Below are 25,905 nucleotides of genomic sequence, written 5' to 3'. Positions count from 1 at the left end.
CTAAACAAATTCTCTTGGTTCTAATAAAGATATTCAGTAAAACACCTCAGTAATCTCATCATGATAACGAAAGCTGCTTCATTTTAAATATCCTCACTACCTATATTTATCGCTTGGGATTAAACTACTAAACAGATTAACTACAGACCATTAAAAAGATGGAGCAAATTGCTCCATCTTTGAAAGATTAAATGACAATTGTATCCCCTGGCATAATTGTTGAATCCGAACTCCAGCCATTATCAGCCAATAATTGATCAACACTGATACCGAATTTTTCAGCAATTCCCCAAATTGAATCTCCTGATTGGACTGTATAGGATTGACCGCTAGCAGAAGCTGTTGCTGATTGACTATCTTGACTAGCAGTAGTATTTTGTGTTTGATTCGCTGTTTGCACTGCTGTACCTGCTCCTGGTGTATCGAAGCGAGTCAAATTATAGGTTTGGATCAAAGAAATCAACTTTCCTGCATAACCAGGATCTGTCGCATAACGTCCTGTTAAGTAAATCGCCGCGTCTTGGTAGCTATAAGTATGGCTTTTCCGCGCACCAGCATAATAAGAACCAGTTAAAAGATTAGCATGTGCTTGAAATGATTCTGCGTAACTGTTGTAAACGGCAAATGGTTCATTCATCGTAACCCATTGTCCATCCAAATATTCCTGTGTGCTCATTGACACTGAAGGTCCACCATTGTATTCTTTGACACCAAACAAATTGTAATACGGTGCGGCCGACAATTGAGATGTTCCAAAACCAGTCTCAACCAAAGCCTGAGCAACCATAATAGATGCATAAAGATCATTTGAAGCTGAAACCTGCATTGCAGAAGCGCCTAATTGTTCAATAAATGCAGATTGATTTTGCGTCTGTCCCATTTCAGCTGCACTTACCTTCACATTATTCATCGTCAAAACAGCTGGCGAAAGTATCATTGCTGTTCCGACTATAGGAAGCGTCCTTTTTGCGGCTTTCATTCGTTTTGCCTTTTGCTGTGTTCTTATATAATTATATTTTTCGATGCGGGTTTTAAATTGATTCATTATATACCTCCAAGAAACCTTCGCGAGCTTTTCATTTTTAGTTACTTTAAAAGTATAATCCAAGAACAAATAACAAACAATTTAAACACCGTAAATTCACTAATTTGTCATTATATCGTAACATGCGTAACGTAAAAGTTGTTATGTTTCTGTTTAATTGCACTTGATTTTTTTATATCAATGAAATGAACTTTAGAAATTAAGAAAAAACGAAACAGTGTTGAAAAATACTCTCACTGTTTCGTTCTTAATTTTTGATTATTTTTGTTTACATAATTATTTTATTCGTCTATTGCTTGATTCTGGAATACTAATTGATCATCAAACAATTCAATGGATACCTTGGTTTTCGGCATTACTCGACCAGCAATAATCTCTTTTGCCAGTGGTGTTTCTACCTCACGTGTAATGAAACGCTTCAACGGCCGTGCACCATATTGTGGTTCATAAGCCTTCTCTGCAATCCAGCTTTTGGCGTCTTCAGTGATATCTAGTTGGATTTCCTGTTCCTCTAATCGATGAGATAAATGCTGCACAATTTTCTCGACGATTCCCTTCACATCTTCTAAACTCAATGGTGTAAATAGAATTGTATCGTCAATTCTATTTAAGAATTCCGGTTTAAAATGACCTCGTAACATGCTTAATACCTGTTCTTTAGTCGCTTCAGGGATTTTACCTTCTGAGGTCACACCATCCAATAGCACTTGAGAGCCAATATTGCTCGTCATAATCAAAACTGTGTTCTTAAAATCAACCAATCGACCCTTAGAGTCTGTCAGTCGACCATCATCAAGGACCTGCAGTAAAATATTAAAAACATCTGGATGCGCTTTTTCGATTTCATCCAATAAAATGATCGTGTAAGGATTTCTCCGAACAGCTTCTGTTAATTGACCACCTTCTTCATAGCCTACGTAACCTGGAGGCGCTCCAACAAGTCGCGACACTGAATGTTTCTCCATATATTCACTCATATCGATCCGTACCATATGATCCTCAGAATCGAATAGATTTTCCGCCAACGCTTTTGCCAGTTCAGTTTTACCGACACCAGTTGGTCCTAAAAATAGAAATGATCCGAGCGGACGATTTGGATCCTGCAGACCAGCACGCGAACGTAACACTGCATCACTTACTGCATCCACAGCCTCATCTTGACCGATTACACGTTTATGGAGTGTGCTGTTTAAACTTAAAAGTTTTTCACGTTCACCTTCTACCAGCTTGGTTACGGGAATTCCAGTTAGACGTCCTACTACTTGAGCAATCTCGTTTTCTGTCACGGATTCCTGTACCATCTTGATGTCACTCTTTTTATTTTTTTCTTCTAAATCAGCTAATTCCTTTTCTAACTTTGGAATCGTGCCATGTCGAAGAACAGCAGCTCGCTCTAAGTCATAATTATTTTCCGCGTCTTCTAACTCATGTTTTGCTTGGTCGAGCTCAGCCCGTTTATTTGAAACAACATTGACTTCTTCCTTCTCCGTTTCCCATTGCAACTTCATCGCATTGGTTTCTTCCCGAAGGTCCGCCAATTCTTCCTGCAAGTTTTCTAGACGCTTCTTGCTTGCATCGTCGCTTTCCTTCTTCAAAGCCGCCTCTTCAATTTCCAACTGCATCAATCGACGAGTCACTTGATCCAGCTCAGTCGGCATCGAATTCATTTCCACGCGAATGCTAGCGCTGGCTTCGTCGATTAAATCAATCGCCTTATCTGGCAAAAAGCGGTCAGTAATGTAGCGATCTGACAATGTTGCCGCTGCTACTAGAGCATTGTCATGAATATTTACTCCATGATGAATTTCAAAACGCTCTTTCAATCCACGCAAAATACTAATCGTATCCTCAACGGTCGGCTCCTTAACTAGCACCTTTTGGAAACGACGCTCCAATGCTTTATCCTTTTCCATATATTGACGGTACTCATCTAGTGTCGTAGCACCGATTAAGTGCAATTCTCCACGAGCCAGCATTGGTTTTAAAAGATTTCCGGCGTCCATGCTGCCTTCTGTTTTACCGGCACCTACAATGTTATGAATTTCGTCAATGAACAGTAGAATTCGTCCATCTGATTTTTTGACTTCCTTTAAAACGGCTTTAAGTCGTTCTTCAAATTCTCCACGGAATTTGGCTCCAGCAATCAATGAACCCATGTCTAAGGAAAAGACTGTTTTGTCTTTTAGATTTTCTGGTACATCTTTACGTACGATCCGTTGAGCTAGACCTTCGACGATCGCTGTTTTACCAACACCAGGTTCTCCGATTAATACAGGATTGTTCTTAGTCTTCCGCGAAAGGATGCGGATAACGTCACGAATTTCCTCATCGCGACCAATAATCGGATCTTGTTTGCCGTTTTTAACCTGTTGAACTAAGTCCACGCCATATTTCTCTAAAGCTTTATATGTTTCTTCTTGATTTTGTGAGGTCACTCGATCCCCTCCTCGCATATCTTCAATATTTTTTTGTACTTCTTTTTCATTTAATCCTTGCTGATTCAAATATTTCGTCAAGGAGTAATTTTTTAATTTCATTAAGGCTAGAATAACGATCTCCGTTGATAAGAAATCATCATTAAATTTTTCACGTAACTGGTCAGCTTCATTTAATAGATTGAAAAGATTCTGACTGATATTTTGTCCGTATTGAACATTTCCACCGCTAACGGTCGGATATTCATCTAATACTTTATCAACTTCACGTTCGAACTGATCCACATCAATTCCAGCATCCGTATAAAAATTGCGCCCAAAGTGATTTGGCTGTAAAAATATTTTCCAAACATGAGCAATATCAATTTCTTGATGATGTCTTGTCACTGCAATTTGCTGAGCTTCAGCGATTGCTTCTTGTAACGTTGTCGTCATTTTCTCGATATTCATAAGCATACCTCCGACATTAATAGTAGTTTACATTCATTAGTATATAACTTTGGTCAGTAAAGGTCAAACAAATTGTCCTTCAATATTAAAGTTTATTATTATGAAGAAAAACAAAATAATGCTACAATTCTTTCATTAATAGAAAGAGAGTGATTCAATGATTTCACGCGTGATTGGCTTCGAAAAAGGGTTCAAACTTTCGAGTGGAAACCATTTTGAAACATATGAAGTCATGCTTCCTAAATTAAATAAAACGGATCTTGTCGTTAAAAATATGGCTACTTCTATCAACCCAGTTGACACAAAATTAAGACAAACAGGTAAAGGAACACCCCAGCCTCATGTCTTAGGCTTTGACAGTGTTGGCGTTGTGACCCAATTAGGCAGCGAAGTAAAGCATCTTGAAGTCGGGGACCGCGTCCTTTTCGCAGGTACTACTAAAAGATACGGCAGCTATAGCGAAAGTCAGGTTGTCGATTCTCGGATCGTCGCAAAATTACCTCATGACGTTTCGGCCGATGAAGCTGCTGCTATGCCATTAACCTTTATCACCGCATATGAAATGCTTTTTGAAAAAATGGATTTGGTGCCCAAAGAGAATCAAAATAGCGGAGCAATCCTAATCATCAATGGTGCTGGCGGGGTTGGTTCTGTTGCCACCCAACTTGCAAAATGGGCGGGCCTAACCGTTATTACGACTGCTTCTCGCAAAGAAAGCAAGGAATGGTCAGAAAAGATGGGCGCCGACCATATTATCAATCATCATAAGGATTTGACTAAACAACTTAAAAAGATCGGCTATCATTCGTTACCTTACATTCTGATTCTTCATTCTACTGATCGTTATTTTGAAGAAATGAGCGAATTATTGGAACCATTCGGTCATCTTGGTTCCATCGTAGAATCCAGTAAAGACTTAAATTTAGCAAAACTCAAAAATAAATCCGGTAGCTTTGATTGGGAGTATATGTTTGCTAAAACCGATTATAACCATAATATAGCTTCACAGGGGGCCATTTTGGAGCTCCTAGTACGACTGCTACAAGAAAAAAAGATCAAGAGTACCCTGACAAAAATCATTCCGGGGTTCACACCTGAGGTTTTCTATCAGGCTCATCAAATTATTGAAGAAGACGACATGATTGGAAAATTGGTTGTCCATTTTTAAATCGAGTAGAGGGGAAAGCCAACTGACCTTCCGCCCCTCTCACACCACCGTACGTACGGACCCGTATACGGCGGTTCAATAAGTTGAGTGTACGAACTGGTACTTCAAGGAGATGTCCTCATATCCTTGGTGGGCCAGTTCTTTGTCTGTTAATGATCGATGAAGAATATGACTTTTGGAGACTGACCAAATACCTTTTCTTGTATTTGACCATTCATACGCTTTCGCTTTATCGATCCCTAAACGAATCAGATTTTTCCTTTTGGTTCTCGGATTCTTCCATTGTTTCCAAATATATTGTCTGATTCTTCGCTTCAACCAACCGTTTAACTCCCTCATGAATTCTTTCATCTCACCAATTCCATAGTAGTTGATCCAACCAGTCATTAGTTGCTTGATTTCTTTTAAAATAAGTTGGATACTTCTTCCACGGTTTCTTTTAGTGAGTTGTTTGAGCTTGCTTTTCACACGCTGTTTTGCTTTTGCGTGAGGGCGAATTTTAATACCTTTCTTTGTTGGCAGAATGCAGAATCCAAGAAACTTTCGTTTCAATGGGCTTCCTACCGCACTCTTTTCTCGATTTACCGTCAACTTTAGTTGTTCTTCGAGAAATTGAATGGATTTCTTCATCACACGCTGTCCTGCTCGTTTGCTTCTAACATAGATATTGCAGTAAGTAGCCCAAGGGAACCTCCCCCTTAGGCCCTCTCAGAACCGGACGTGAACCTCTCAGCTCATCCGGCTCCCATTATCCAGCCGATGGTAATATTCCAATTTTCCAATGCGCGAATAAATTTCTTTCTCGCTTGGCGATTTCCCCTAACCAATGTTCCGCTTTTCTTCGTGCTTGTCGCTTTTTATATTTACGACGAACCCACTTCACGAGACATTGGTTGATGTAGCGCAGTAGACTGTACATTTCTGATTTATAGAATTTCATGTAATAGTTCATCCATCCTTGAATTTTACTATTGAACATATTCGCTAAATCCTCTAGCTTTTTGTCCGCTTTTAATTGTAATCGCCAATTCCTTACCTCTTTGCGAATCGCCTTTTTCGCTTTATCTGATACAGCCGGAAGAAAATTTGTGAAGCATTTTCCATATTTATTCTTGGCGCCTCTAGGTCTAAACGTAAAGCCCAGGAAATCGAATGTCGTTATCGGATAGTTCCCCATCCTATCACTATCTCTGCAGTAAACAATCTTTGTCTTATCAGGATGTAACTCCAAACCAAAGATTCTAAACCGTTCTTCCAATCTTTTCTTCAGATATTTCGCTTGCTTTAGGGATACACAATGAGTAATACCATCATCGGCATATCTAGCCCACTGTATATTAGGAAATTCTTTTTCCATGAAGTCATCAAACGTATAATGAAGAAACAAGTTCGCTAGAACTGGACTGATTACACCACCTTGCGGTGTCCCGGCTTTTCTCGAAACAGTCGAACCATCTTCCCTCTGGAAAGGTGCTTTTAACCATCTTTCCACATATAGGATAATCCACTTCTCTTGAGTGTACCTTTTTACCATTTCAATTAGATAGTCATGTCTGATATTGTCAAATAGTCCTTTAATATCAAATTCCAGTACCCAATCTCTTTTCCAGCATCTAACTCTTGTTTTCTCTATTGCCTGGATTGCCGACTTATTCGGCCGATAGCCATAAGAATCCTCATAAAACAATCGTTCTACTACAGGTTCAAAATACATCTTCGCTACCATCTGTGCAATCCTATCTTCAACTGTTGGAATCCCAAGTACTCTCAGCCCACCACTCTTTTTAGGAATGGATACTGCCTTTACCGGTTTTGGGAAATAACTTCCCGATGATAATCGATTCCACAGTTTGTATAGATTATCTTTCAGCTTATATTCATAAGCCTCAATTGATTCTTCATCTACTCCAAAAGTTCCTTTATTGGCTTTTACTTTTAGAAATGCTTGGTAAACTGCTTGTTTTGAAATATTGTATGACTTTGTTTCTTGCATAAGTTCCTCCTCCTTAAAGTTGACTTATCCTTGAAACTGGATAACTCAGGTTCTTCGCTCCACTCTCGTTACAAGAGCTTCTTCACTACTACAACCCAATCTGCCCCCATGACTGCATCGGTACTCTTTTCTTGCGGGGCTTCCGCTTGAAATACTCCCTTGACATCAGCCCGTGGGTTCCCACGTTCCATATAGACGCCTATGTTATGTTCATGCCACCTTTATGCCGCCCGCCGCCTGATCAGTAAACAGGTTTCCTCCAAGCTCATCCTAGGTCAACGACTATACCCAGTTTTGACGGAATTTATACGCTTTCGACACTTCTGTGGGTGGTTCGTATGGTCACTCATCTCCATAACACACACCTGACAACTCTTGGTTGCCTTTTCCTTAACGCTCAATACCATAGCTTTTGACTACAGCACCTTAAGGTGGTTTGAAACCTCCACCTGTATGGCGGTTTCGGCAGGCCGTCTGCCATCATCTATACAGCATAGCTGCTTTGAATAGTTTATCTATTCACGCACACTTTCATGGCGCACAGTCATCGGCGTATCGAACAAATTTATGTCCTAGATTTTCTAGCACTTGATCAAATTCGTTCAGGTAGATGTTACTTAACAGGGGAGAGAGATTGCCTCCTTGGGGCGTTCCTTCTTCCGTTGTTGTGATGAGTCCATTTTCCATTACACCACTCATTAAGTATTGACGGATCAGTTTTAGGACTTGTTTGTCCTTTACTTTCCGCTCAATGAAATACATCAGCTTATCGTGATTTACGGTGTCAAAGTAGGCTTTCATATCAATGTCCACCACATATCGGTAACCTTGTTCATAATAAGATTTTGCTTTCTTCACTGCGTCATGTGCGCTGCGATTTGGGCGAAACCCATAACTATTATCTGAGAATTCTGGTTCAAATAGCGGTTGTAACACTTGATTGATTGCCTGTTGAAGCATACGATCAATAACCGTGGGAATTCCTAGTTTTCTTACACCGCCGTTTGGTTTCGGTATTTCTACTCGCAAAACAGGCTGAGGTTTATAGTTCCCTTGGCGTAAATTGGATAGTAATTCCTCGCGGTGCTCTTTCAAGTAAGGAAGCAGTTGATCGACGGTCATCCCATCTGCACCAGCCGCCCCTTTATTTCTGACTACTTGAAGATACGCTTGATTGAGATTATTCCGCTCTAGAATTCTCCCAAACAGATTTTCTACACCATCTTGTTTCCTCTGTTCACCGCAAGAAGTGCTGCGCACTTCATCATACCCTTCGTGTTCCACACTAGCTCTTTGATGATAGCCAAGTTTTCTTGTTTTCTGCGGTCGTCGCATCTTCTCACACCTCCTAAATTATTCAAGATTCTTATTGTTCAGTCCTTCGTAACGGTCAGTGTCGTTACTACTATGACCTCGGCTGACTTCTCATGATTCACCATCATGTCGCCATGATCGTTGTGCTGGTTTGTTTTCATTCAACGCCCACAACACCCTCATGAGATCTCCCCCGGTAAGAGTGAAAACTTTCCTCCTATGTAACTGCTAGATTTACTGTATAGGTTTCGGGCAGTATTGGACTTTGTCTTGTGATGAAGACTTATCCGACCTAATTCAGCCTTGTATCTAGTTTCTGTTCGTCAGTTCAGGAGTTTGCGTCCGACTTCCTTCAGCCACAACCTCACGATTGCCACCTTGTCTTTCGCTAACAGTTCCTACTGCCAAGCCTGTAGTGGACTTTCACCACCAAGTTTTCACCCATGCAGGGCGCACACCAAAAAGGAAGTTAACGCTTATTCGTTAACTTCCTTTTTAGCTTCTTTGATTTCATGATTGATTTGTCGCTGCTTTTTGAATAGTACATAAATCATCCCTATCAAGAACGGCAGCAAGTATGTCGCGTAACGATATAATAGCAATGAAGACACGGCATCTACTCTTCCAACAACATTTCGAAATAATAAAACATAAACAAACTCAAAGCCGCCGATTCCCCCTGGCGCTGGCAAAACACCACCAATAATCACCGTGAAGCTGATAAAAGCCACTGTCAGCCAAAGATCAATATCAGGATAATCTTGAACCAATATGAAATAGGGTAACGAATACCAAACAACTAATTTTGCCATATTTGAGCAAAATACTCGAATAACAGAACGACGATCACGGATGAATGATTTGATAGCACCACGTAAAGAATAAACTTGATTATTCACCTGATCAACGATATCTCTTAATTTTTTTCGTTTGAACAAGCGGTTGCAAATGATTACTAATACTACCTGTGCATTGATATTAAGACTTAATACCAATAAACTCGAAATAATTAGTAATGTTACCAAAATTCCAGCAAGCACTAAAAAGATCCCGTTTGAGATATGTTCTTGAATCGCATCGCTTTTCACAATTAAAAAGACCAGCGCCCAAACCATTAAGGCGATTTTATAGGTGACCATTCTCAAGGCACTCGTGCCCGTTCCTTCAGAATATCTCAGATCCTTTTTATGATAGTAAATAACCTCAGATACAATTGATCCTGTACCGAATGTGATAACACGATAGAAAGTTGCATATGCGGATGCAAAGAATCCGTCTCGAATGGTAAATTCTGGGTTGAATTCACCCGCAATATTTTTAATCGTGTACCCTTCGATTACTTGACTAATTAAACCGAGTCCTGTCACACCTAAAAGGACCGGTAAAGAAGTTCTACCCAGTTCGGTGAAAATATCACTTAGAGAGTCACGAATAACGAAGATAATAACGCCGATCATTACTATAAATATAAGGATATTTAGAATCAATTTACGATTGATTGATAAGTTCATTTTTTTGCCTCATTTTTTTCTTTATTGCTATAGCCTACCACATGCGAATGAGCAAAAAAAGAAAAAGCTTCAAGTTTTCTCAAAGCTTTTTCAGAAAAATTATTATTTAGCATTATTTTCAATAATCTTTACGATTACGTCAACTGCTTTTTCCATCGTCTGTAATGAGACAAATTCAAAGCGACCATGCATATTTTCAGCACCAGCAAAAATATTTGGCGTAGGAATACCCATAAATGAGATTTTAGAACCGTCTGTCCCGCCACGGATTGGTTCAATGATTGGTTTCACATCAACCTCTTCCATCGCACCCTTAGCAAGATCAATGACACTCATGTCTTTTTCAATGATTTCACCCATGTTGTAGTATTGATCATACATGTTGATTTCCACACGTTCTTGATCAAATTGGCTATTCATTTTTGCTTGTAGATCTGTAATCATTTGTTTACGTTCTTCAAATTTATCACGGTCATGGTCACGAATAATATAGGTCATTTTCGCTTCTTCCACATTTCCATCTAAAGCTAATAAATGGAAGAAACCTTCACGTCCATCTGTTTTTTCTGGTCGATCGCCTTCTGGTAGTTGGTTATGGAAATCAATTGCCATTTGTAACGCATTAATCATCGTGTTTTTAGCTGTCCCTGGATGAACGTTTTTCCCATGCATCGTGATTTCTGCTTGAGCAGCGCTAAATGTTTCATATTGCAATTCGCCAATTGGACCACCATCCATAGTATAGGCGAAATCTGTGTTGAACTGTTTCACATCGAATTTATCCGCACCGATACCGATTTCTTCATCGGGACCAAAGCCGACACGTACTTCACCATGTTTGATTTCAGGGTGATTAATCAAATACTCCATCGCTGTCATAATTTCAGCAATCCCAGATTTATCATCAGAACCCAGTAGTGTTGATCCATCAGTAGTGATTAATGTTTGTCCGACGTAGTTTTTCAAATTCGGAAAATCTTTTACATTTAATGTATATTTTCCGTCAGCATCTAACTTAATAGTAGATTCACCATCATAATTTTCAACGATTTGAGGGTTGACTCCTTCTGCGTTGAAATCTGCTGTATCCATGTGAGAGATAAAACCGATAGTCCGCGCTTCTTTGTCAAGGTTGCTTGGCAAAGTGGCGATCACATAGCCGTTATTTTCGTTGTAGGTAATCTCCTGCATACCGATCTCTTCTAATTCCTTCATCAGCTCTTTAGCAAAGGCTACCTGTGTTTGAGTTGAGGGTGTTGTGGTGCTTGTCGCATCAGAACGAGTTTCTGTCTTTACATACTTTAAAAAACGCGGTAATAAATTTTCGTACATCTTACTCTCTCCTTTAATGCTATTTATTTAAATGAAAAAGGATTTGTGGAAGTCTCAGATACAAAAAATTCAACCTTCCAGTCCTCTTCATTTTTCCATTGGTTAAATAAGTCTACCAGTTTTTCTTTACATAGCGACTCAATATAGTGTCCTGGATCAATTACCAACATTCCTGTTTCTTGCATGTCATGAGCGGTATGATAGTAAACATCTCCAGTAATATAAACATCCGCCTTTGCTGCTACGGCCTCACGATAAAATTTTTCTCCGCTGCCGCCGCAAATTGCTACGCGTTTAATTGTTTTCTTTGTCTTATGAGGATAAACCACACGTAAGCCTTCCAAATCAAACGTATTTTTCACTTTTTCAATGAAGTCTTCTGTCGGCATCGCTTCCTTTAATTCGCCGACTCGACCAATTCCATACTTTTCTGCCAAATTATCAATTTGATAAATATCATAAGCAGGTTCTTCATATGGATGAGCAGCAAGCATCGCTTGAACTACCTCCGTTTGCCGTGTCTCAGGAAACAGCACTTCAATTTTACTTTCTTGGACCTGTTCAGCAACATTCGCCGCGCCGATTGTCGGATTTGCTTCTGCATTTGGCGTAAAACGCCCTGTTCCATTAATGGTAAATGAAGTCGCTTGATAATTTCCCTGTTCTCCTGCACCAGCTTCAGCCAATGCTTGGCGCATTTTTTTTGCGGCCTCTTGAGGAACGTAAACTGCCAGTTTTTTCATGGATACCGTATGGGTGTGAATTAAATAATCCGTATCAAAAACAGCTAATGCTTCACAAAACCAATCATTCAATCCATTTTCAATGATATCCATATTCGTGTGCGCCGCAAAAACCGCGATATCATGTTTGATCAAATCCGCATACATCTTTGTTTGAATATCGTCAGTCGTTAAACGAGAAACAGGACGAAAAATCGGTGGATGCTTCACAATTAACAGATCAATTTTTTTCTCAATCGCTTCATCGACAACTGCTGGTCGAACATCTAAACTCATCATGATTCGATTGACTTCTTTATTTAAAGTACCAATATGAAGGCCGACAGGATCGCCTTCTTCAGCCAACCATTCGGGACAATATTGATTAAAACGCTGGATAAATTCACTTCCCTGCATCTTCAAGTACCTCCTTGATCCATTCAATTTCCAGTATAACCTCGCGGATTTTTTCGGTAACATCTTGATCACTTTGGTGTAAACTAGTTAAGATTTTTTCCATTTTGCTTAGTTTGTGCTGCCATTTTTTGATAAAAACAGGAGCTTTTTCTTTCAGTAAAACTGGTCCAAAGAATAGTTCTTTGGCAGTATAATCCGGCTGCACTAAATCTTTATCAGCAACAATCAGCTCATAAACTTTCTGATTTTCTTCAATGATGGCTTCCTCTGTGATCGTATAGCCTTCAGCTACTAGCCATTGACGTAATTGACGCTCTCCAACATTTGGTTGTAGAATCAAGCGCTCTTTACCGGATAGGCGCGCTTTTTCTTTCCCACGTTGTAAAATATCGCGGATCAAGACACCGCCCATTCCGCAAATAGTGATGGCTGAAATCTGATCATTCAATTCAACTGCTTCAAGTCCATCCGCTAACCGAACATCAATTTTGTTCTCTAAACCATTTTTTGCTGCTTGCCTTTTAGCTGACTCATACGGGCCTACTACGACCTCTCCTGCAATACTATAAGATATCTTGTTTTGCAGCATTAAAGCGACGGGCAGATACGCGTGATCTGAACCTATATCTGCTAAACGTGCATCTTGCGGCACAAATTCTGCCGCTTTTTGTAAACGAATCGATAAATCTTTCGCGTTCATTTTTTCACATCCTAAAAGTAATTATAACACTCCTTAAAAAAAGCGCCCCCTAAAAAGAGCTAAATGATAGCGCTTTTTAATAGGGCGTTTGCCTTTTTCTAAGGATATTTTTGTTTTTTTAACCGTTTCGGCGATTTTCACCGATTACCCAGATTTCTCTACTTAAATAACGAACACGCTCCATAATCCGCTTTGCTTTCAAAGGTTCCTCATCGCCTCGTTGTGTAACGGATAAATGTTGCTCCAATTGATCCATATTGAAATTAGATGAGAAAAAGGTCGGTAATTGCTCCTGCATTCGATGCTGCAAGATCACTCCTAGCACTTCATCGCGAATCCAAGCGCTCATGGAGTCTGCACCGATATCATCAATCATTAAGATTGGTGCCCGTTTTACTTCATCTAGTTTTGGACCTACTTTGTCATTGGAGATCGCTTGTTTCATTTCTCCAGCAAATGTTGGAAAATGTAAAAGTGTGGTTTCGAAACCCTTAACTGCTAGTTCATGGGCAACAGCTCCTAACAAGTAGGTTTTCCCTACACCAAAATCCCCCACTAAAAACAAGGCTTTATGAAACATTTTTGGTGCTGCCTCATATTGATTAATGAAATCCAGAGAAGCCTCCAATGCTTCACTACGCCCAGAGGTAACCTCAAAGGTGCGAATCGAGGCCTTGCGAATATCTTTGGGCATATCTAGCGAATTCACGCGATTGCGGATTTCCTCTTCACGCTTCATACGCAACAGCTCATCTGTCGGTACATAGGTCACATCAATAAAGTGAAAGTTTAAACTCAATTGCGGTTCATAACCCGGTGCAATCATAGTTGGATCAGAAGCTAAATATTTTTTCTTTTCTTGAACAAACTCATATAATTTCGCAAAGGATTTTTCGATATCCTCTTGTGTCAGCTTTTCTTTGTGCTCTTCGATAAACTGACGAACATCTGGATCGGCCAAAACTTCTTCCATCATTTGGCGGTAACGACCATCGACCCCACGGCTTTTAATGATGCGATTCAACTCTTTTCCTACATCTTCCATTAATCGTCACCTTCTTTACTTAAATATTCCGCTAATTTACGGTTCAATTCTGCTTCTTTTTCCGGTGTTAATTTGGTCTCTTTAGGTGGCTGTTTGATGTGCTCTGGCAACGCTTCTTTACGACCCGCTCCGCGTTTTTGATAAGCTGGACGACTGGTCTGAGGTTTGCGAACCAGTTTTTGATTGTTCTCACGTACATGGGCGATTGCCGCTTCAGGACTGATAATTTTTTTCTGTGCCCAATCATTTGCGATAGCATTCAAATAGTTCGCATTGATTACCGCTTGGTTTTGAATGACCAAAATATAATTGATGATTATATTGATGACGCTTTTCGGTAACAAATTGCGACTAATCAATTCTTCTAGCAATCGAACTTCCGTATTTGTCTCAAATCCGCCTTTTTCGCGTTTAATCGCTCGTAAAAATGTTACTGGCGCAATTTTTTTGCTTTGAGCAATGACCTCTAATTCCTGCGGAGAAAAACTTCCGTTATTGGCAGAGCTATCGATCATCGTTTCTTTAGGCTCAGCAGATACGTTGGGACGTTTTTCCTTGTTGATCAGCTGACGTAAATAGCTAAAATTCAACCCGTTTTTTTCACCAGCACTTGCCTTCGCTACATACTCTGCTAAATCCAATTCATTCAAGCCATACAAAGTTTGAAAGGTTTGCAGCTTTTCACGATCATCATAACTCAAAAACAAATTAAAGCGTTTAAGCTGTTGCGTAAACAATGACCAATCAAAATCTGTTTGGGTAGAAAAAGCCTCTTGTGTTTGTTCTAAACTTTCACTTTGGCTGGCAAAAGCTTTATCATCGAAACGATAAACTTCACGAAAACGTTTGGTAATATTCTTGACTTCACCTTTTTCAAAGGTTTTCGGCTTGAAGCGCTCAACTAAACGTTCATAACGTCGTTTTCCTACCTTGTCCATCAGTAAATAAGCCATCAAAGGATCTTGAAAAAATTTCTCTGGAATCAATGGAGGGTGAAGCTGATAGAGCAAACTCATGCCAATTTCATTATCTGTTTTTTGAAACGTTTCTAACAAACCAATGCCTTCTAATTGTTCTCGCGCTTTCACCAGATTCATCAGTCCAGTATCCACTGCAGCTAATAAATCCGTATGCATGAGGCTGGCACTCTTACCCTCTATGCTAACATCGCTAACAAAAGTTAAATATAAGCTTAATGCGTTACTGCCGATAATCGGCTGATATAAATAAAGCAACGCATCCTGTTTGCTTTGATCAAGTTGTGGCTCACCGTAGACCGTGTAAAAGGTGCTGGGTTTTAGTTCTTCTGCCACTAAAAAGCCTCCTACTCATCATCTGTTGACTTTGCTTTGTCAACGATTTCCTGCAATTCCTTCAAGAATACAGACATGTCTTTAAACTGTCGATAAACACTCGCAAAACGAATATAGGCGATCTCGTCCACTTCCATTAAATCCTCCATGACAAATTCGCCGATTTGACTCGTAGGAATTTCATTTTCTCCCATACTGCGAACACGATTTTCTACATGATCCACGATCTGTTCCATCTGTTCCATAGCTACTGGACGTTTTTCTGCAGAGCGAATCAACCCGCGTAAAATTTTATCACGACTGAACTCTTCGCGATCCCCATTTCGTTTAACAACTAATAAAGGAGCTGCCTCAATACGCTCAAAGGTCGTAAAACGAAACCCGCAGCTCTCGCATTCTCTTCGACGGCGGATCGCTCGCCCGTCATCTGTTTGTCGACTATCAATTACTCGTGAATTATTATGATTACATCTTGGACAACGCATAATTTCACCCGCACTTTCTTATTAATTAGAATGACTCACTTTGTATGAATATCTTTTTGTTATATAGAATAATTTCTCAAAAACAAAAACAGGTTTGAAAGAAAACTTTTTTGTTTATATAACATGAGTTTACCATAACCAGCCCACTAAAAAAAGCGTCGTAAAGCTACGACGCTGAATTCTTTAAGAAACAAATTTTTTTCTTTCTAACCATTTAAGAACCTCTTGACGCGTTGTTTCTTGTGAATTGCAATTATCAAATACGAAATCCGCTCTTTTTTTCTTTTCCTCTAACGGAAGCTGGCTATTAATGCGTTTTAAAGCTTCTTCTTCAGAAAGATTATTTCTTGCCATCAGGCGTTCCAATTGGATGTCTGGTGTAACATAAACTGTTGCCACTTCATCCATCATTGATTCGTAATGTCCTTCGAATAAGAGTGGGATATCAACAATCACCAAGTGACTTCCTTTTTTTGCCTCTAGTGTTTGTTTTTTTATTTCATCACGAATAAATGGATCAAGTGTTTTGTTTAACAGATGTCTTTTTTGCTCATTTTGAAAGATTAAAGTTCCCAATTTTTTGCGGTCCAAACTACCATCGTTTTGCAAAATTGTTTTACCAAAAACTTTCTCTAAAGCCATCAGTCCTTCAGTACCCGGCTCTACGACTTCCCGAGCAATAATGTCTCCATCAACAACTGGAAATCCTTCTGCCTTAAAAAAATCTACAACCGTTGATTTTCCACTAGCGATACCACCAGTAACACCTAATACAAAGCTCAAATTCTACACCTTCTTTAGTTTTTGGCAATGAGGACAAAGGTGTGTCCCTCTTTGCGCTACTTTGATTTTGATAATTGGTGTGCCACAACGCGAACACGGTTCACCAGTTTGTCCGTAGACGTGCAATTCTTGTTGGAAATGTCCAGCCTCTCCAAGCGCATTTAAATAGGTTCGAATGGTCGTTCCGCCTGCCTCTTTCGCTTTTCCGATCACCTCGATAATCGCTTCACGCAACTGGCGAGCACTTTGAGAACTCAACGTATTCGCCGGTTGTTCAGGATGAATCTTCGCTAACCAGAGGACTTCATCAACATAGATGTTTCCTAAGCCTGCCACGATTTTTTGATTTAGTAATAGAGGCTTGATCATGGTGGAAGCCTTTTTCAATTTAACTTTAAAATCAGCTAAGTCAAAATCCGCATCTGTCGGCTCAGGGCCTAACCGCGTCAAACCTTTATACTCTTTCGCCGTTCCTTTTTTCAATAGAGCCATTCGACCAAATTTACGTACGTCATGATAAATTAACTCAGAACCATCAGTAAAAATGAAACGAACATGGCTGTGTTTGTCTAACGCAGTCGGCTGATCAAAAAATTCATACTTTCCTTCCATCCGTAAATGTGAAACCATCTCGTAATGTGTAAATTCAAAGATCAAGTACTTTCCACGTCGATCCACTGTTTCTATTGTTTCACCGATCAATTGCTGCTGAAAAATATCGATCTCGGGAAATTCAATAATGCGCGGCCAATAAACATCAACTTTCGCAATCGTTTTATTCTTAACCAAAGAGACCAAACCTTTTCTGACAGTCTCTACTTCTGGCAATTCTGGCATTTTACTTCACTCCTAAATCAAAAAGCTGGAATTTCTCCCAGCTTCTTTTTATTTTGCTTCATACCACGTTTTGCCCCAATTACTGTCGGTTAACAACGGGACATCTAACTGAACAGTGTTCTCCATCACTTCTTTGACTAATTTGTCTAATTGTTCCAATTCACTTTCTGGAACTTCGAAAACAAGCTCATCGTGTACTTGCAACAGCATCGTCGCCTGTAGTTTTTCCTCCTTCAAACGTTTTGCCATCTCAATCATTGCAAGTTTTAAGATATCTGCTGCACTTCCTTGAATTGGCGTATTTATGGCTGTTCGCTCTGCAAATGAACGAAGATTGAAGTTTCGCGCATTAATATCTGGTAAATAGCGTCGTCGATTATAAAGTGTGGCAGCATAGCCCTTATCTTTAGCCTCACGTACGCTTTCTTCCATATAACGTTTTACGTCTGGATAATTTTCAAAATACGTATCGATATATTCTTGTGCGGCCTTGCGCGTAATTCCCAGATTTTGTGATAGCCCATAATCAGAAATACCATACACAATTCCGAAGTTTACTGCTTTGGCATTTCGACGCATATTCGGCGTCACTTCATCTTCAGTAACATTGAAGACACGCATCGCGGTACTAGTGTGAATATCCATACCATCACGAAACGCCTGCTTCAAATGCTCATCCCCAGAAATATGTGCTAAAACACGCAATTCAATTTGAGAATAGTCAGAAGAATAGATTACCCAGTCTTCATCACGAGGAACAAAAGCCTGACGAATCTTTCGTCCTTCTTCTAATCTAATTGGAATATTTTGCAAGTTTGGATCAACCGAACTTAATCGGCCGGTTTGGGTCAAGGTCTGAATATAGCGTGTATGAATCTTATTATCCCCTTGAATCACTTTTAATAATCCTTCAACATAGGTTGATTGGATTTTTGCAATTTGACGATAATTTAAAATATGTTCAACGATTGGGGCCTGTTCACGCAGCTGTTCTAAAACATCTACCGCTGTCGAATAACCTGTTTTTGTTTTCTTAATAACTGGCAAATTCATTTTTTCAAACAAGATCACGCCCAATTGTTTTGGTGAATTGATATTGAACTCTTCACCAGCTTCTTGATAAATTTTTTCTTCGATTTCTTGCAAACGTTTCGAGAATTCTCCCCGCATAGCCTGTAACGTTTGTGCATTAACCGTAATTCCGGCAATTTCCATTTCTGCTAAAATACGAGAAAGGGGCAGTTCCATTTGGTAAAACAGCTTATCTTGTTTCTTCTCTTCCAATTCTTTCTCTAGCTTATCATTTAGGAAATGAATTGCCTTAATTTTACGAGCTAAATGTCCAAAGAAAATTTCATCATCTTCAGGCAACCCTTTTTTGGCTCCTTTTCCATAAATCTGGTCATCCGTTTGAATTTCTGTATAACCATAATACTGTGCCACACCCGCGATATCGTTACTGTTATCATTCGTATCTAATAAATACGCAGCTAATAAAACATCAAAGTTGATTCCCTCGGTTTTTGTAATATAGCGATTCAATGCCACATAAGTACGCTTAGCGTCATAAACCTTCTTACCATTTGCTGTTTCAAGCCATTTCTTAAATGCCTCATTTTCAAACAAAGCCAATTCATTTGTTACATAAATTTTATCTCCAGTGCCCCAAGCGACACCCACGATATCTGATAAATGATAATTGTCCTCTAGCATTTCAACATATAAGGCGGCATCGGCATCAAACATCTTTTCGTTAAACTCCGTGACAACTTCGAATTTGATGTCCTCTAACTCAACTTCCTCTTCTTCCACGTTCAATTTATTTAAAAAGCCTTTGAAATCCATCTCCTTAAAGAAAGGAATAAGCTTATCCAAATCTTTTCCGTTATAAACTAATTCATCAATGGAAATTTCAACTGGTGCATCTAATTTGATTGTAGCCAATTCCTTAGATAAAAATGCTTGATCCTTATCATTAATCAAATTTTCTTTCATTTTACTTTTCTTTAGTTCATCAATACTTTCGTAAACACCTTCAACACTGCCAAACTGCTTCAATAATTTGATTGCCGTTTTTTCTCCGACTTTTGTTACGCCTGGGTAATTATCCGAGGTATCTCCGGCAAGTCCTTTCATGTCGATGATTTGATTTGGCGTTAACCCGTCATATTTTTCGGCAACATGTTCCGGAGTGTAAGATTCGATTTCACTAACACCTTTAACTGTAATATCCACTTTAATCTTATCTGTCGCTAATTGCGTTAAATCGCGGTCTCCAGATAAAACAACGACATCATAGCCTTCATCCGCTGCTTGATGGGCCAAAGTTCCAATAATGTCATCCGCTTCGTAATTGTCCAACTCATAATGTTTCACGCCGAGACCAACTAATAATTCACGTAAGTAAGGCATTTGCTCGCGAAATTCACCAGGAGTCTTTGAACGACCACCCTTATATTCAGAATACATAGCTGTCCGAAATGTCGTGTTGCCGGCATCAAAAGCAACTAATACATGGGTAGGTTTTTCACGCTCCATCACGTTTTCAAACATATTGTTGAATGCATAGATCGCATTCGTATGTAGGCCATTTTTATTTTTAAAGCGCTCCAACGAATTATGCAAGGCAAAAAAAGCACGGAACGCTACACTGTTTCCGTCAACTAATAATAATTTCTTTTCACTCATCTCTTCGACTCCTATTTCCTATTCAGGGATTTTTTTAGAAATGTTCTATAAAAATTAATGAACGAGACTTTCAATCCTTCACGATTCATTTTAACAAAGTATTCGTTGAAAAGAAAAGAATGAAGCTATTTTGTTTTCAATATTCACTAGTCCAAAAAAAAGAGACGATTGCTCGCCTCTATTTACTACTTCCAAAAATTCGTAAGAATGAAATAAACAGATTAATGAAATCTAGATACAACTGCAAGGCCATAAAGACCGCAACGCCATTTCCAACTTCACCATTTGTTCCAAGATAGATTTTACGAATCATTTGATTATCATAAGCTGTAATCCCGGACATTATTACTACCATTAAAATAGAAATAAAGAAATCTACGGCACCGCTGTGTAAAACAAAAACATTTAACAGCATCGCAATGATAATCCCCAACAAGCAACTTAAAGCTGCTCGACCAATTCCAGATAAATCACGTTTAGTAAAAGAACCCACAAGTGACATTACTAGAAACGTCGCTGAGGCTGTAACAAATGCTTGTGTCACAGTCCCTAGATCATACATTGCTAAGGTGACAGCCAGTGTTAAGCCATTCAAGGCAGAATATACAATAAATCCACTAATTGCTAATGTAGGATTTTTCTGTGCTTTAATACCAAGAAAAACCACTAAGGCAATTTCAGCGATCCAGATTCCCCAAAAGCCTAGTGGGAAATTCTGAATAAAACTGCCCATTTGATACGCCCACGGCCCTAAAGTCATATAGGAAATCACCGCACTGATTCCAATGCCCAATGCCAAGAATGCATAGATTTTTCCATAGAACCGATTTAAACCATAAACGCGTGCTTCTTGATTATTCATTTATCTCATCTCCTAATTGTGCTTGTGGCGGTTTCACCATTACCACAGCATCCAAAATGCGTTTTTCTTCGTTATCCGTTGCTTCTACCGCTTCAACGGAAATAGTAACGACATCTTTCATTTTATCTACTTTGATTACTTCAAACTCAAAGGTTAGTGTTTCATAGTGAAAAACTGGATCAATAAAATTAATTGAAAAATTCACTACGTGAGAACCCGGTCCTGGTAAATGTTTAGAAATCGCACTCGTAATGATGCCCATTAACATAATCGAGGGTACAAGTGGCTGTTCGTATTCAGTTTCTTTTACATAGTCATGTTGGATGTACAAAGGATTTGCATCATTTGTCAAACCTAAATATAAAAGAATCTGATTATCTTCGATCGATTCCGTTAACGATAACGAGTCACCTTCCTCAATTTCGTCAATCGTTTTGCCTATTTTCCGAGCCTTCATATTATACAAATTCATTCCCTCCGTCATTTGTTCTATTCATTATTTTATCAGAAAGCAAACAAAACACAAGTTTGTACATATTCAAGTATAAAGATTTATGCAATAAATAAACCCGTGAATTTCGCCAGATTTGTTAAAAGAAGGGCTCTGACAAAAAATGTCTGAACCCTTCTTTTATATTATAATACGTTGCGTGTCGTATTACTTAATAAATCTTCGTATGCACGTTCAAACTTTTGAACATCTCCAGCGCCCATAAAAATTACGACGGCATTTTCATGATCCAATAAAGGCGACATGTTTTCTTCTTTGATTACTTGTCCACCCTTTTGAATCTTTTCACCTAAATCTTCTATTTTTACATCCCCTGCCGTTTCACGAGCAGATGAAAAAATATCGCACAGATAAACTTGATCGGCTTTGTCCAGGGCCTCAGCAAACTCGTCCATCAAAGCAATTGTCCGAGTAAATGTATGTGGTTGGAAAACAGCAACCAATTCTTTTTCCGGATATTTTTGACGAGCAGCATCAATCGTTGCTTTGATCTCAGCTGGATGGTGTGCATAATCATCAACGATAATCATATCAGCAACCTTTTTCTCAGTAAAACGACGTTTAACACCAGAAAAAGTCAACATTTCTTCTTTAACTTTGTCCATATCTAAATCTTCAAAATAGGCAACCGCAATAACAGACAAGGCATTAAGAATATTGTGCTTACCAAATGATGGAACTGAAAAACGCCCAATAAATTTTTCTTTATGGTAAACATCAAAGGCCGATCCATTTGTTGTCCGAACAATATTGCGTGCCTGAATATCATCGTTTTCAGATAATCCATAATAATAAATCGGTACATCTGCTTTTAGTTTACGTAAATATTCGTCGTCCCCATAAGCAAAAATTCCTTTTTTAACTTGAGAAGCCAAGGTTTGAAAGGCTTCAAAAACATCCTCGATACTCTTGAAATAATCAGGATGATCAAAGTCAATATTTGTCATGATTGAATAATCAGGCGCATATGCCAAGAAATGTCGTTGATATTCGCATGCTTCAAAGGCGAAGAAAGTCGCATCTGGAACACCATGTCCAGTACCATCACCAATTAAGTAACTCGTTGGCGCTAATCCGTTTAAGACATGCGCCAGCAATCCAGTCGTACTTGTTTTACCATGCGAACCTGTTACTGCAATACTAGTATAGGGTTGAATAAATTCTCCGATAAAATCATGGTACCGAACAATTTCTAATCCTAATTCTTTCGCCCGAGCGATTTCTTCATGGGTATCTGGAAAGGCATTTCCTTGAATGATCTTCATGCCTTCCTTAATATTGTCTTTACTAAATGGCAAGATCGTAATGCCGGCTTTTTCTAGATCACGTTGCGTGAAAAAATATTTTTCAACGTCAGAGCCTTGTACATGGTAGCCCTTTTCATGCAGGACCAAAGCCAATGAACTCATGCCTGATCCTTTGATTCCAACAAAATGATAAAGTATCTCTTTATTATTCATTTAATCCTCTTCCTTATATGTACAAAATTGTTTGCGGTTCACATTATCATATAAATCCGTAAAAATAGCAATCTTTTATTCTTCAGATTACCTTGCCACTTCCTATGATTCAATTGTCTTCAAAAATTCTAGCTGTCCATGACAACTTCCACAAACGTATCGTTTTGTATCAATTTTTCGACGGCGCTTAATTTCTTGATGGCATTTTCGACACTGATATACTTGAAATGTGACTGCCACAAGTTTTGGAGCAAATCGTGATCCACCAGTTTTTTTCAACAGCTGTTTAAACTCCAGATCCTTGTGCTGATAACCTCTTCCTGCCAGATGAAGATGATAATGACAAAGCTCGTGCTTAATTACTTTGATTAATTCCACTTCACCATATTTTTCAAAAAGAATCGGGTTAAAATCTAAATCATGGCTTTTCAAATGATAGCGTCCACCTGTCGTTTTAAGTCGACGATTAAAGCGGGCATTATGACGGAAGGGTTGTCGAAAAGAATCATGAGAGATCTTTTCGACGAGAGCCTGTAATTCCTGATTAGTCATTTTTATCACTTTGAACCATTGTCAAACTGATACGTCCTTTTTTGACATCAACTGCTTCGACCCAAACAGTCACCACGTCACCAACCGAAACTACGTCAGTTGGATGTTTTACATACTTTTTACTCAATTTAGAAATGTGGACCAATCCGTCCTGTTTTACTCCAATATCAACAAAGGCTCCGAAATCAATCACGTTTCGAACAGTTCCTTGAAGCTCCATTCCCGCTTTTAAATCTTCCATCGTCAATACGTCTTGACGTAATAAAGGAGCGGGCATTTCATCACGCATATCTCGCCCTGGTTGAAGCAAGGCTTGCAAGATATCCTTAATCGTTTCCTTACCAATTTCAAGCTTTTGCTGCAATTGACTTAACTGTAATGCTTTGATTTTTTCTGTGGCTTCCACAGAACCTAATAATTTTAGGTCAACCTCAGCAAGATCCAAAATTTCTTTTGCACTATTGTAGCTTTCTGGGTGAATGGCAGTTGTATCTAACACATTCTTTGCTCCAGGAATTCGCAAAAAACCGATAGCTTGTTCGTAAGCTTTTGGTCCTAAGCGAGGAACTTTTTTCAATTGCGGACGCGAGGTAAATGCACCGTTTTCTTCACGATAGTTAACAATATTTTGCGCTGTCGTTTTGTTTAAGCCAGAAGCATACTGTAATAGCTGTGGACTAGCCGTATTGACGTTTACTCCGACTTGGTTAACCGCGGTCTCTACTACAAAATCTAAACGCTCAGAAAGACGTTTTTGAGAAACATCATGCTGATATTGACCAACACCAACAGCTTTTGGATCGATTTTTACTAATTCTGACAGCGGATCTTGCAATCGACGCGCGATGCTGACTGCACTTCGTTCTTCAACCTGCAGCTCAGGAAATTCTGTCCGGGCAATGTCGCTGGCTGAGTAAACAGAAGCTCCTGCTTCATTAACGATCACATAAAAGACTTCTTGTTGAACTTGTTTTAGTTGTTCAGCTACGAATAATTCAGATTCACGACTTGCAGTGCCATTGCCGATCGCAACCATCTCAACGTTATACTTTTTAATTAACGCTTGAAATGCAGGTCCAGCAGCTTGTCGTTTTGCCTGAGGAGCCGGCTTGTGAGGATAAATCACTTCAATCGCTAAAACTTTTCCGGTTTCATCTACCACAGCTAGTTTACAGCCAGTACGATACGCTGGGTCAAATCCCAGCACGACTTTTCCTTTTAAAGGTGGTTGCAATAGTAAATTGCGTAAATTTTCACCGAAAATATTGATCGCTTGTTCATCTGCCTCTTCCGTCAATTCATTTCGAATCTCCCGTTCAATCGCAGGTCCGATGAATCGTTTATAGCTATCTTTGTAAGCTTCACGAACAAACTCCGCAGTGACAGCTCGAGTATTCTGCACTAATTGACGTTCAAGATATTCATAGATTTTTTCTTCTTCGACCACGATTGAAACTTTTAAAATCTCTTCTTTTTCACCACGATTGGAGGCTAACACACGATGAGAAACCATTTTGTTGATTGGCTCAGCAAAATCATAGTACATTTCATAGACACCTTTTTCATCTTTATCGGCATCCTTGACCTTGCTCTGATACACACCTTTATTTTTCGTATACGAACGAATCCACGTGCGAAAATCAGGATTATCGCTAATTTGTTCGGCTACAATCTCATGTGCTCCTTGCAAAGCTTCCTCAGCATTGACGATGTTTTCATTTATAAACTCGCCAGCTTTAGCATAGACATCACCAGATTGCGGAAAGCTCACCAAATAATTGGCTAAAGGCTCTAACCCGTTTTCTTTAGCGATCGTTACTTTTGTTCGACGTTTTTGCTTATATGGACGATATAAATCTTCAACCTTTTGAACTTTAACTGCTTGTTGAATTTTCTTAGCTAACTCGTCTGTTAATTTTCCTTGCTCGTCAATTAGTCGTAAAACTTCTTGTTTACGCTTTTCTAAGTTTTCCAAATAATTGTAACGTTCTTCGATTTCACGAATCTGTACCTCATCTAAACTGCCTGTCATTTCTTTACGATAACGAGCAATGAAAGGTACCGTATTTCCGTCTGTAAGTAATGTCAAAACGACATTGATCTGCTGCGGACGATAATCCGTTAATTCTTTATTCAGTAGTTGAATGATTTCCTGGTTTAAATTCTCTGCCATTTCAATTCCTCATTTCATCCAAAATCTTATCTATTTTATCATATTTCAAGAAAGATTGCTTATTGATCTCAAGCAAAAAATGGACGTCCCCATATGCGTTCAGCGTCAA

General features: G+C 39.1%; 21 protein-coding genes and 1 pseudogene. 1 reads left to right on the top strand and 21 read right to left on the bottom strand.

Going from position 1 to position 25,905, the window contains the following annotated elements; translation table 11 throughout:
* Nucleotides 1-187: 187 nt before the first annotated feature.
* Both AUF14_RS05455 and clpB read right to left on the bottom strand, forming a co-directional pair.
* Nucleotides 188-1,045 carry a glucosaminidase domain-containing protein gene (locus AUF14_RS05455; protein ID WP_016180347.1) on the bottom strand — a complete coding sequence of 286 codons (858 nt, stop codon included), beginning with the start codon at nucleotides 1,043-1,045 and terminating at the stop codon, nucleotides 188-190.
* Between the two features lie 281 nt (nucleotides 1,046-1,326).
* Nucleotides 1,327-3,930: an ATP-dependent chaperone ClpB gene (gene clpB, locus AUF14_RS05450; RefSeq protein WP_016180348.1), complete on the bottom strand. Its 2,604-nt coding sequence runs from the start codon at nucleotides 3,928-3,930 to the stop codon at nucleotides 1,327-1,329.
* A 157-nt stretch (nucleotides 3,931-4,087) separates the two neighbouring features.
* Here clpB and AUF14_RS05445 point away from each other — a divergent pair, with 157 nt between their 5' ends.
* Nucleotides 4,088-5,098, top strand: a complete 1,011-nt coding sequence (locus AUF14_RS05445; RefSeq protein WP_016180349.1) for a zinc-binding alcohol dehydrogenase family protein — start codon at nucleotides 4,088-4,090, stop codon at nucleotides 5,096-5,098.
* Nucleotides 5,099-5,173: 75 nt separating this feature from the next.
* On the opposite strand, the gene AUF14_RS05440 is transcribed toward AUF14_RS05445, so the two are convergent.
* The 19 genes and pseudogenes from AUF14_RS05440 to AUF14_RS05355 all read right to left on the bottom strand — a co-directional run bounded on the left by AUF14_RS05440 (nucleotide 5,174) and on the right by AUF14_RS05355 (nucleotide 25,796).
* Entirely contained in the window at nucleotides 5,174-5,728 is a 555-nt protein-coding gene (locus tag AUF14_RS05440) for a group II intron maturase-specific domain-containing protein (protein WP_016181100.1), read from the bottom strand.
* Nucleotides 5,729-5,846: 118 nt separating this feature from the next.
* The gene (gene ltrA, locus AUF14_RS05435; protein ID WP_016178253.1) at nucleotides 5,847-7,091 is read right to left on the bottom strand and encodes a group II intron reverse transcriptase/maturase; all 1,245 of its coding nucleotides are present in this window, start codon (nucleotides 7,089-7,091) and stop codon (nucleotides 5,847-5,849) included.
* A gap of 68 nt (nucleotides 7,092-7,159) precedes the next feature.
* Entirely contained in the window at nucleotides 7,160-7,282 is a 123-nt protein-coding gene (locus AUF14_RS23095) for a hypothetical protein (RefSeq protein WP_016178252.1), read from the bottom strand.
* A 349-nt stretch (nucleotides 7,283-7,631) separates the two neighbouring features.
* Nucleotides 7,632-8,426 (bottom strand): annotated as a pseudogene (ltrA, locus tag AUF14_RS05430) (group II intron reverse transcriptase/maturase); the annotation flags it as partial.
* 455 nt (nucleotides 8,427-8,881) lie between these two features.
* Nucleotides 8,882-9,916 carry a lysylphosphatidylglycerol synthase transmembrane domain-containing protein gene (locus AUF14_RS05425; RefSeq protein ID WP_016179134.1) on the bottom strand — a complete coding sequence of 345 codons (1,035 nt, stop codon included), beginning with the start codon at nucleotides 9,914-9,916 and terminating at the stop codon, nucleotides 8,882-8,884.
* Between the two features lie 102 nt (nucleotides 9,917-10,018).
* Nucleotides 10,019-11,248, bottom strand: a complete 1,230-nt coding sequence (gene pepT / locus AUF14_RS05420) for a peptidase T (protein WP_049219900.1) — start codon at nucleotides 11,246-11,248, stop codon at nucleotides 10,019-10,021.
* Between the two features lie 23 nt (nucleotides 11,249-11,271).
* Complete coding sequence (locus AUF14_RS05415; RefSeq protein WP_034876975.1) at nucleotides 11,272-12,393, bottom strand: Nif3-like dinuclear metal center hexameric protein; 1,122 nt, start codon at nucleotides 12,391-12,393, stop codon at nucleotides 11,272-11,274.
* Nucleotides 12,374-13,087 (bottom strand): tRNA (adenine(22)-N(1))-methyltransferase, encoded by a 714-nt coding sequence (locus AUF14_RS05410; protein ID WP_016179137.1) that lies wholly within the window; start codon nucleotides 13,085-13,087, stop codon nucleotides 12,374-12,376. The genes AUF14_RS05415 and AUF14_RS05410 overlap by 20 nt, the downstream gene beginning before the upstream one ends.
* 118 nt (nucleotides 13,088-13,205) lie before the next feature.
* Complete coding sequence (gene dnaI, locus AUF14_RS05405; RefSeq protein WP_016179138.1) at nucleotides 13,206-14,132, bottom strand: primosomal protein DnaI; 927 nt, start codon at nucleotides 14,130-14,132, stop codon at nucleotides 13,206-13,208.
* A complete protein-coding gene (locus AUF14_RS05400; RefSeq protein ID WP_016179139.1) occupies nucleotides 14,132-15,445 on the bottom strand; it encodes a DnaD domain protein in 1,314 nt (437 codons plus the stop codon). Before AUF14_RS05400 ends, dnaI begins: the two co-directional genes overlap by 1 nt.
* Before the next feature lie 11 nt (nucleotides 15,446-15,456).
* Complete coding sequence (nrdR, locus tag AUF14_RS05395) at nucleotides 15,457-15,930, bottom strand: transcriptional regulator NrdR (RefSeq protein WP_016179140.1); 474 nt, start codon at nucleotides 15,928-15,930, stop codon at nucleotides 15,457-15,459.
* Between the two features lie 183 nt (nucleotides 15,931-16,113).
* Nucleotides 16,114-16,713 (bottom strand): dephospho-CoA kinase, encoded by a 600-nt coding sequence (gene coaE, locus AUF14_RS05390; protein WP_016179141.1) that lies wholly within the window; start codon nucleotides 16,711-16,713, stop codon nucleotides 16,114-16,116.
* A 3-nt stretch (nucleotides 16,714-16,716) separates the two neighbouring features.
* Entirely contained in the window at nucleotides 16,717-17,550 is an 834-nt protein-coding gene (mutM, locus tag AUF14_RS05385) for a DNA-formamidopyrimidine glycosylase (RefSeq protein ID WP_016179142.1), read from the bottom strand.
* A 48-nt stretch (nucleotides 17,551-17,598) separates the two neighbouring features.
* A complete protein-coding gene (gene polA, locus AUF14_RS05380; protein WP_016179143.1) occupies nucleotides 17,599-20,238 on the bottom strand; it encodes a DNA polymerase I in 2,640 nt (879 codons plus the stop codon).
* A 178-nt stretch (nucleotides 20,239-20,416) separates the two neighbouring features.
* Nucleotides 20,417-21,100: a Bax inhibitor-1/YccA family protein gene (locus tag AUF14_RS05375; RefSeq protein WP_016179144.1), complete on the bottom strand. Its 684-nt coding sequence runs from the start codon at nucleotides 21,098-21,100 to the stop codon at nucleotides 20,417-20,419.
* Entirely contained in the window at nucleotides 21,093-21,572 is a 480-nt protein-coding gene (locus AUF14_RS05370; protein WP_034876970.1) for a MaoC family dehydratase, read from the bottom strand. The genes AUF14_RS05375 and AUF14_RS05370 overlap by 8 nt, the downstream gene beginning before the upstream one ends.
* Before the next feature lie 164 nt (nucleotides 21,573-21,736).
* A complete protein-coding gene (murC, locus tag AUF14_RS05365; RefSeq protein WP_016179146.1) occupies nucleotides 21,737-23,071 on the bottom strand; it encodes a UDP-N-acetylmuramate--L-alanine ligase in 1,335 nt (444 codons plus the stop codon).
* Between the two features lie 102 nt (nucleotides 23,072-23,173).
* Entirely contained in the window at nucleotides 23,174-23,623 is a 450-nt protein-coding gene (locus AUF14_RS05360) for a SprT family protein (RefSeq protein ID WP_016179147.1), read from the bottom strand.
* Nucleotides 23,616-25,796, bottom strand: a complete 2,181-nt coding sequence (locus AUF14_RS05355) for a Tex family protein (RefSeq protein ID WP_049219901.1) — start codon at nucleotides 25,794-25,796, stop codon at nucleotides 23,616-23,618. The genes AUF14_RS05360 and AUF14_RS05355 overlap by 8 nt, the downstream gene beginning before the upstream one ends.
* Nucleotides 25,797-25,905 lie beyond the last annotated feature (109 nt).

It is taken from the genome of Enterococcus avium, assembly GCF_002891025.1.
Lineage (GTDB): Bacteria > Bacillota > Bacilli > Lactobacillales > Enterococcaceae > Enterococcus_A > Enterococcus_A avium.
The sequence above is the reverse complement of the archived record's forward strand: the minus strand, read 5'-3'. Positions and strand labels throughout refer to the sequence as shown.

Excerpts from the sequence above, each read along its gene's own strand:
- murC (WP_016179146.1), bottom strand. The coding sequence starts at position 23,071 with ATGAATAATAAAGAGATACTTTATCATTTTGTTGGAATCAAAGGATCA.
- AUF14_RS05355 (WP_049219901.1), bottom strand. The coding sequence starts at position 25,796 with ATGGCAGAGAATTTAAACCAGGAAATCATTCAACTACTGAATAAAGAA.
- dnaI (WP_016179138.1), bottom strand. The coding sequence starts at position 14,132 with ATGGAAGATGTAGGAAAAGAGTTGAATCGCATCATTAAAAGCCGTGGG.
- AUF14_RS05440 (WP_016181100.1), bottom strand. The coding sequence starts at position 5,728 with ATGAAGAAATCCATTCAATTTCTCGAAGAACAACTAAAGTTGACGGTA.
- polA (WP_016179143.1), bottom strand. The coding sequence starts at position 20,238 with ATGAGTGAAAAGAAATTATTATTAGTTGACGGAAACAGTGTAGCGTTC.
- ltrA (WP_016178253.1), bottom strand. The coding sequence starts at position 7,091 with ATGCAAGAAACAAAGTCATACAATATTTCAAAACAAGCAGTTTACCAA.
- AUF14_RS05410 (WP_016179137.1), bottom strand. The coding sequence starts at position 13,087 with ATGAACGCGAAAGATTTATCGATTCGTTTACAAAAAGCGGCAGAATTT.
- AUF14_RS05360 (WP_016179147.1), bottom strand. The coding sequence starts at position 23,623 with ATGACTAATCAGGAATTACAGGCTCTCGTCGAAAAGATCTCTCATGAT.
- mutM (WP_016179142.1), bottom strand. The coding sequence starts at position 17,550 with ATGCCAGAATTGCCAGAAGTAGAGACTGTCAGAAAAGGTTTGGTCTCT.
- AUF14_RS05375 (WP_016179144.1), bottom strand. The coding sequence starts at position 21,100 with ATGAATAATCAAGAAGCACGCGTTTATGGTTTAAATCGGTTCTATGGA.
- nrdR (WP_016179140.1), bottom strand. The coding sequence starts at position 15,930 with ATGCGTTGTCCAAGATGTAATCATAATAATTCACGAGTAATTGATAGT.
- AUF14_RS23095 (WP_016178252.1), bottom strand. The coding sequence starts at position 7,282 with ATGGAACGTGGGAACCCACGGGCTGATGTCAAGGGAGTATTTCAAGCG.
- clpB (WP_016180348.1), bottom strand. The coding sequence starts at position 3,930 with ATGAATATCGAGAAAATGACGACAACGTTACAAGAAGCAATCGCTGAA.
- AUF14_RS05370 (WP_034876970.1), bottom strand. The coding sequence starts at position 21,572 with ATGAATTTGTATAATATGAAGGCTCGGAAAATAGGCAAAACGATTGAC.
- AUF14_RS05425 (WP_016179134.1), bottom strand. The coding sequence starts at position 9,916 with ATGAACTTATCAATCAATCGTAAATTGATTCTAAATATCCTTATATTT.
- pepT (WP_049219900.1), bottom strand. The coding sequence starts at position 11,248 with ATGTACGAAAATTTATTACCGCGTTTTTTAAAGTATGTAAAGACAGAA.
- AUF14_RS05445 (WP_016180349.1), top strand. The coding sequence starts at position 4,088 with ATGATTTCACGCGTGATTGGCTTCGAAAAAGGGTTCAAACTTTCGAGT.
- AUF14_RS05455 (WP_016180347.1), bottom strand. The coding sequence starts at position 1,045 with ATGAATCAATTTAAAACCCGCATCGAAAAATATAATTATATAAGAACA.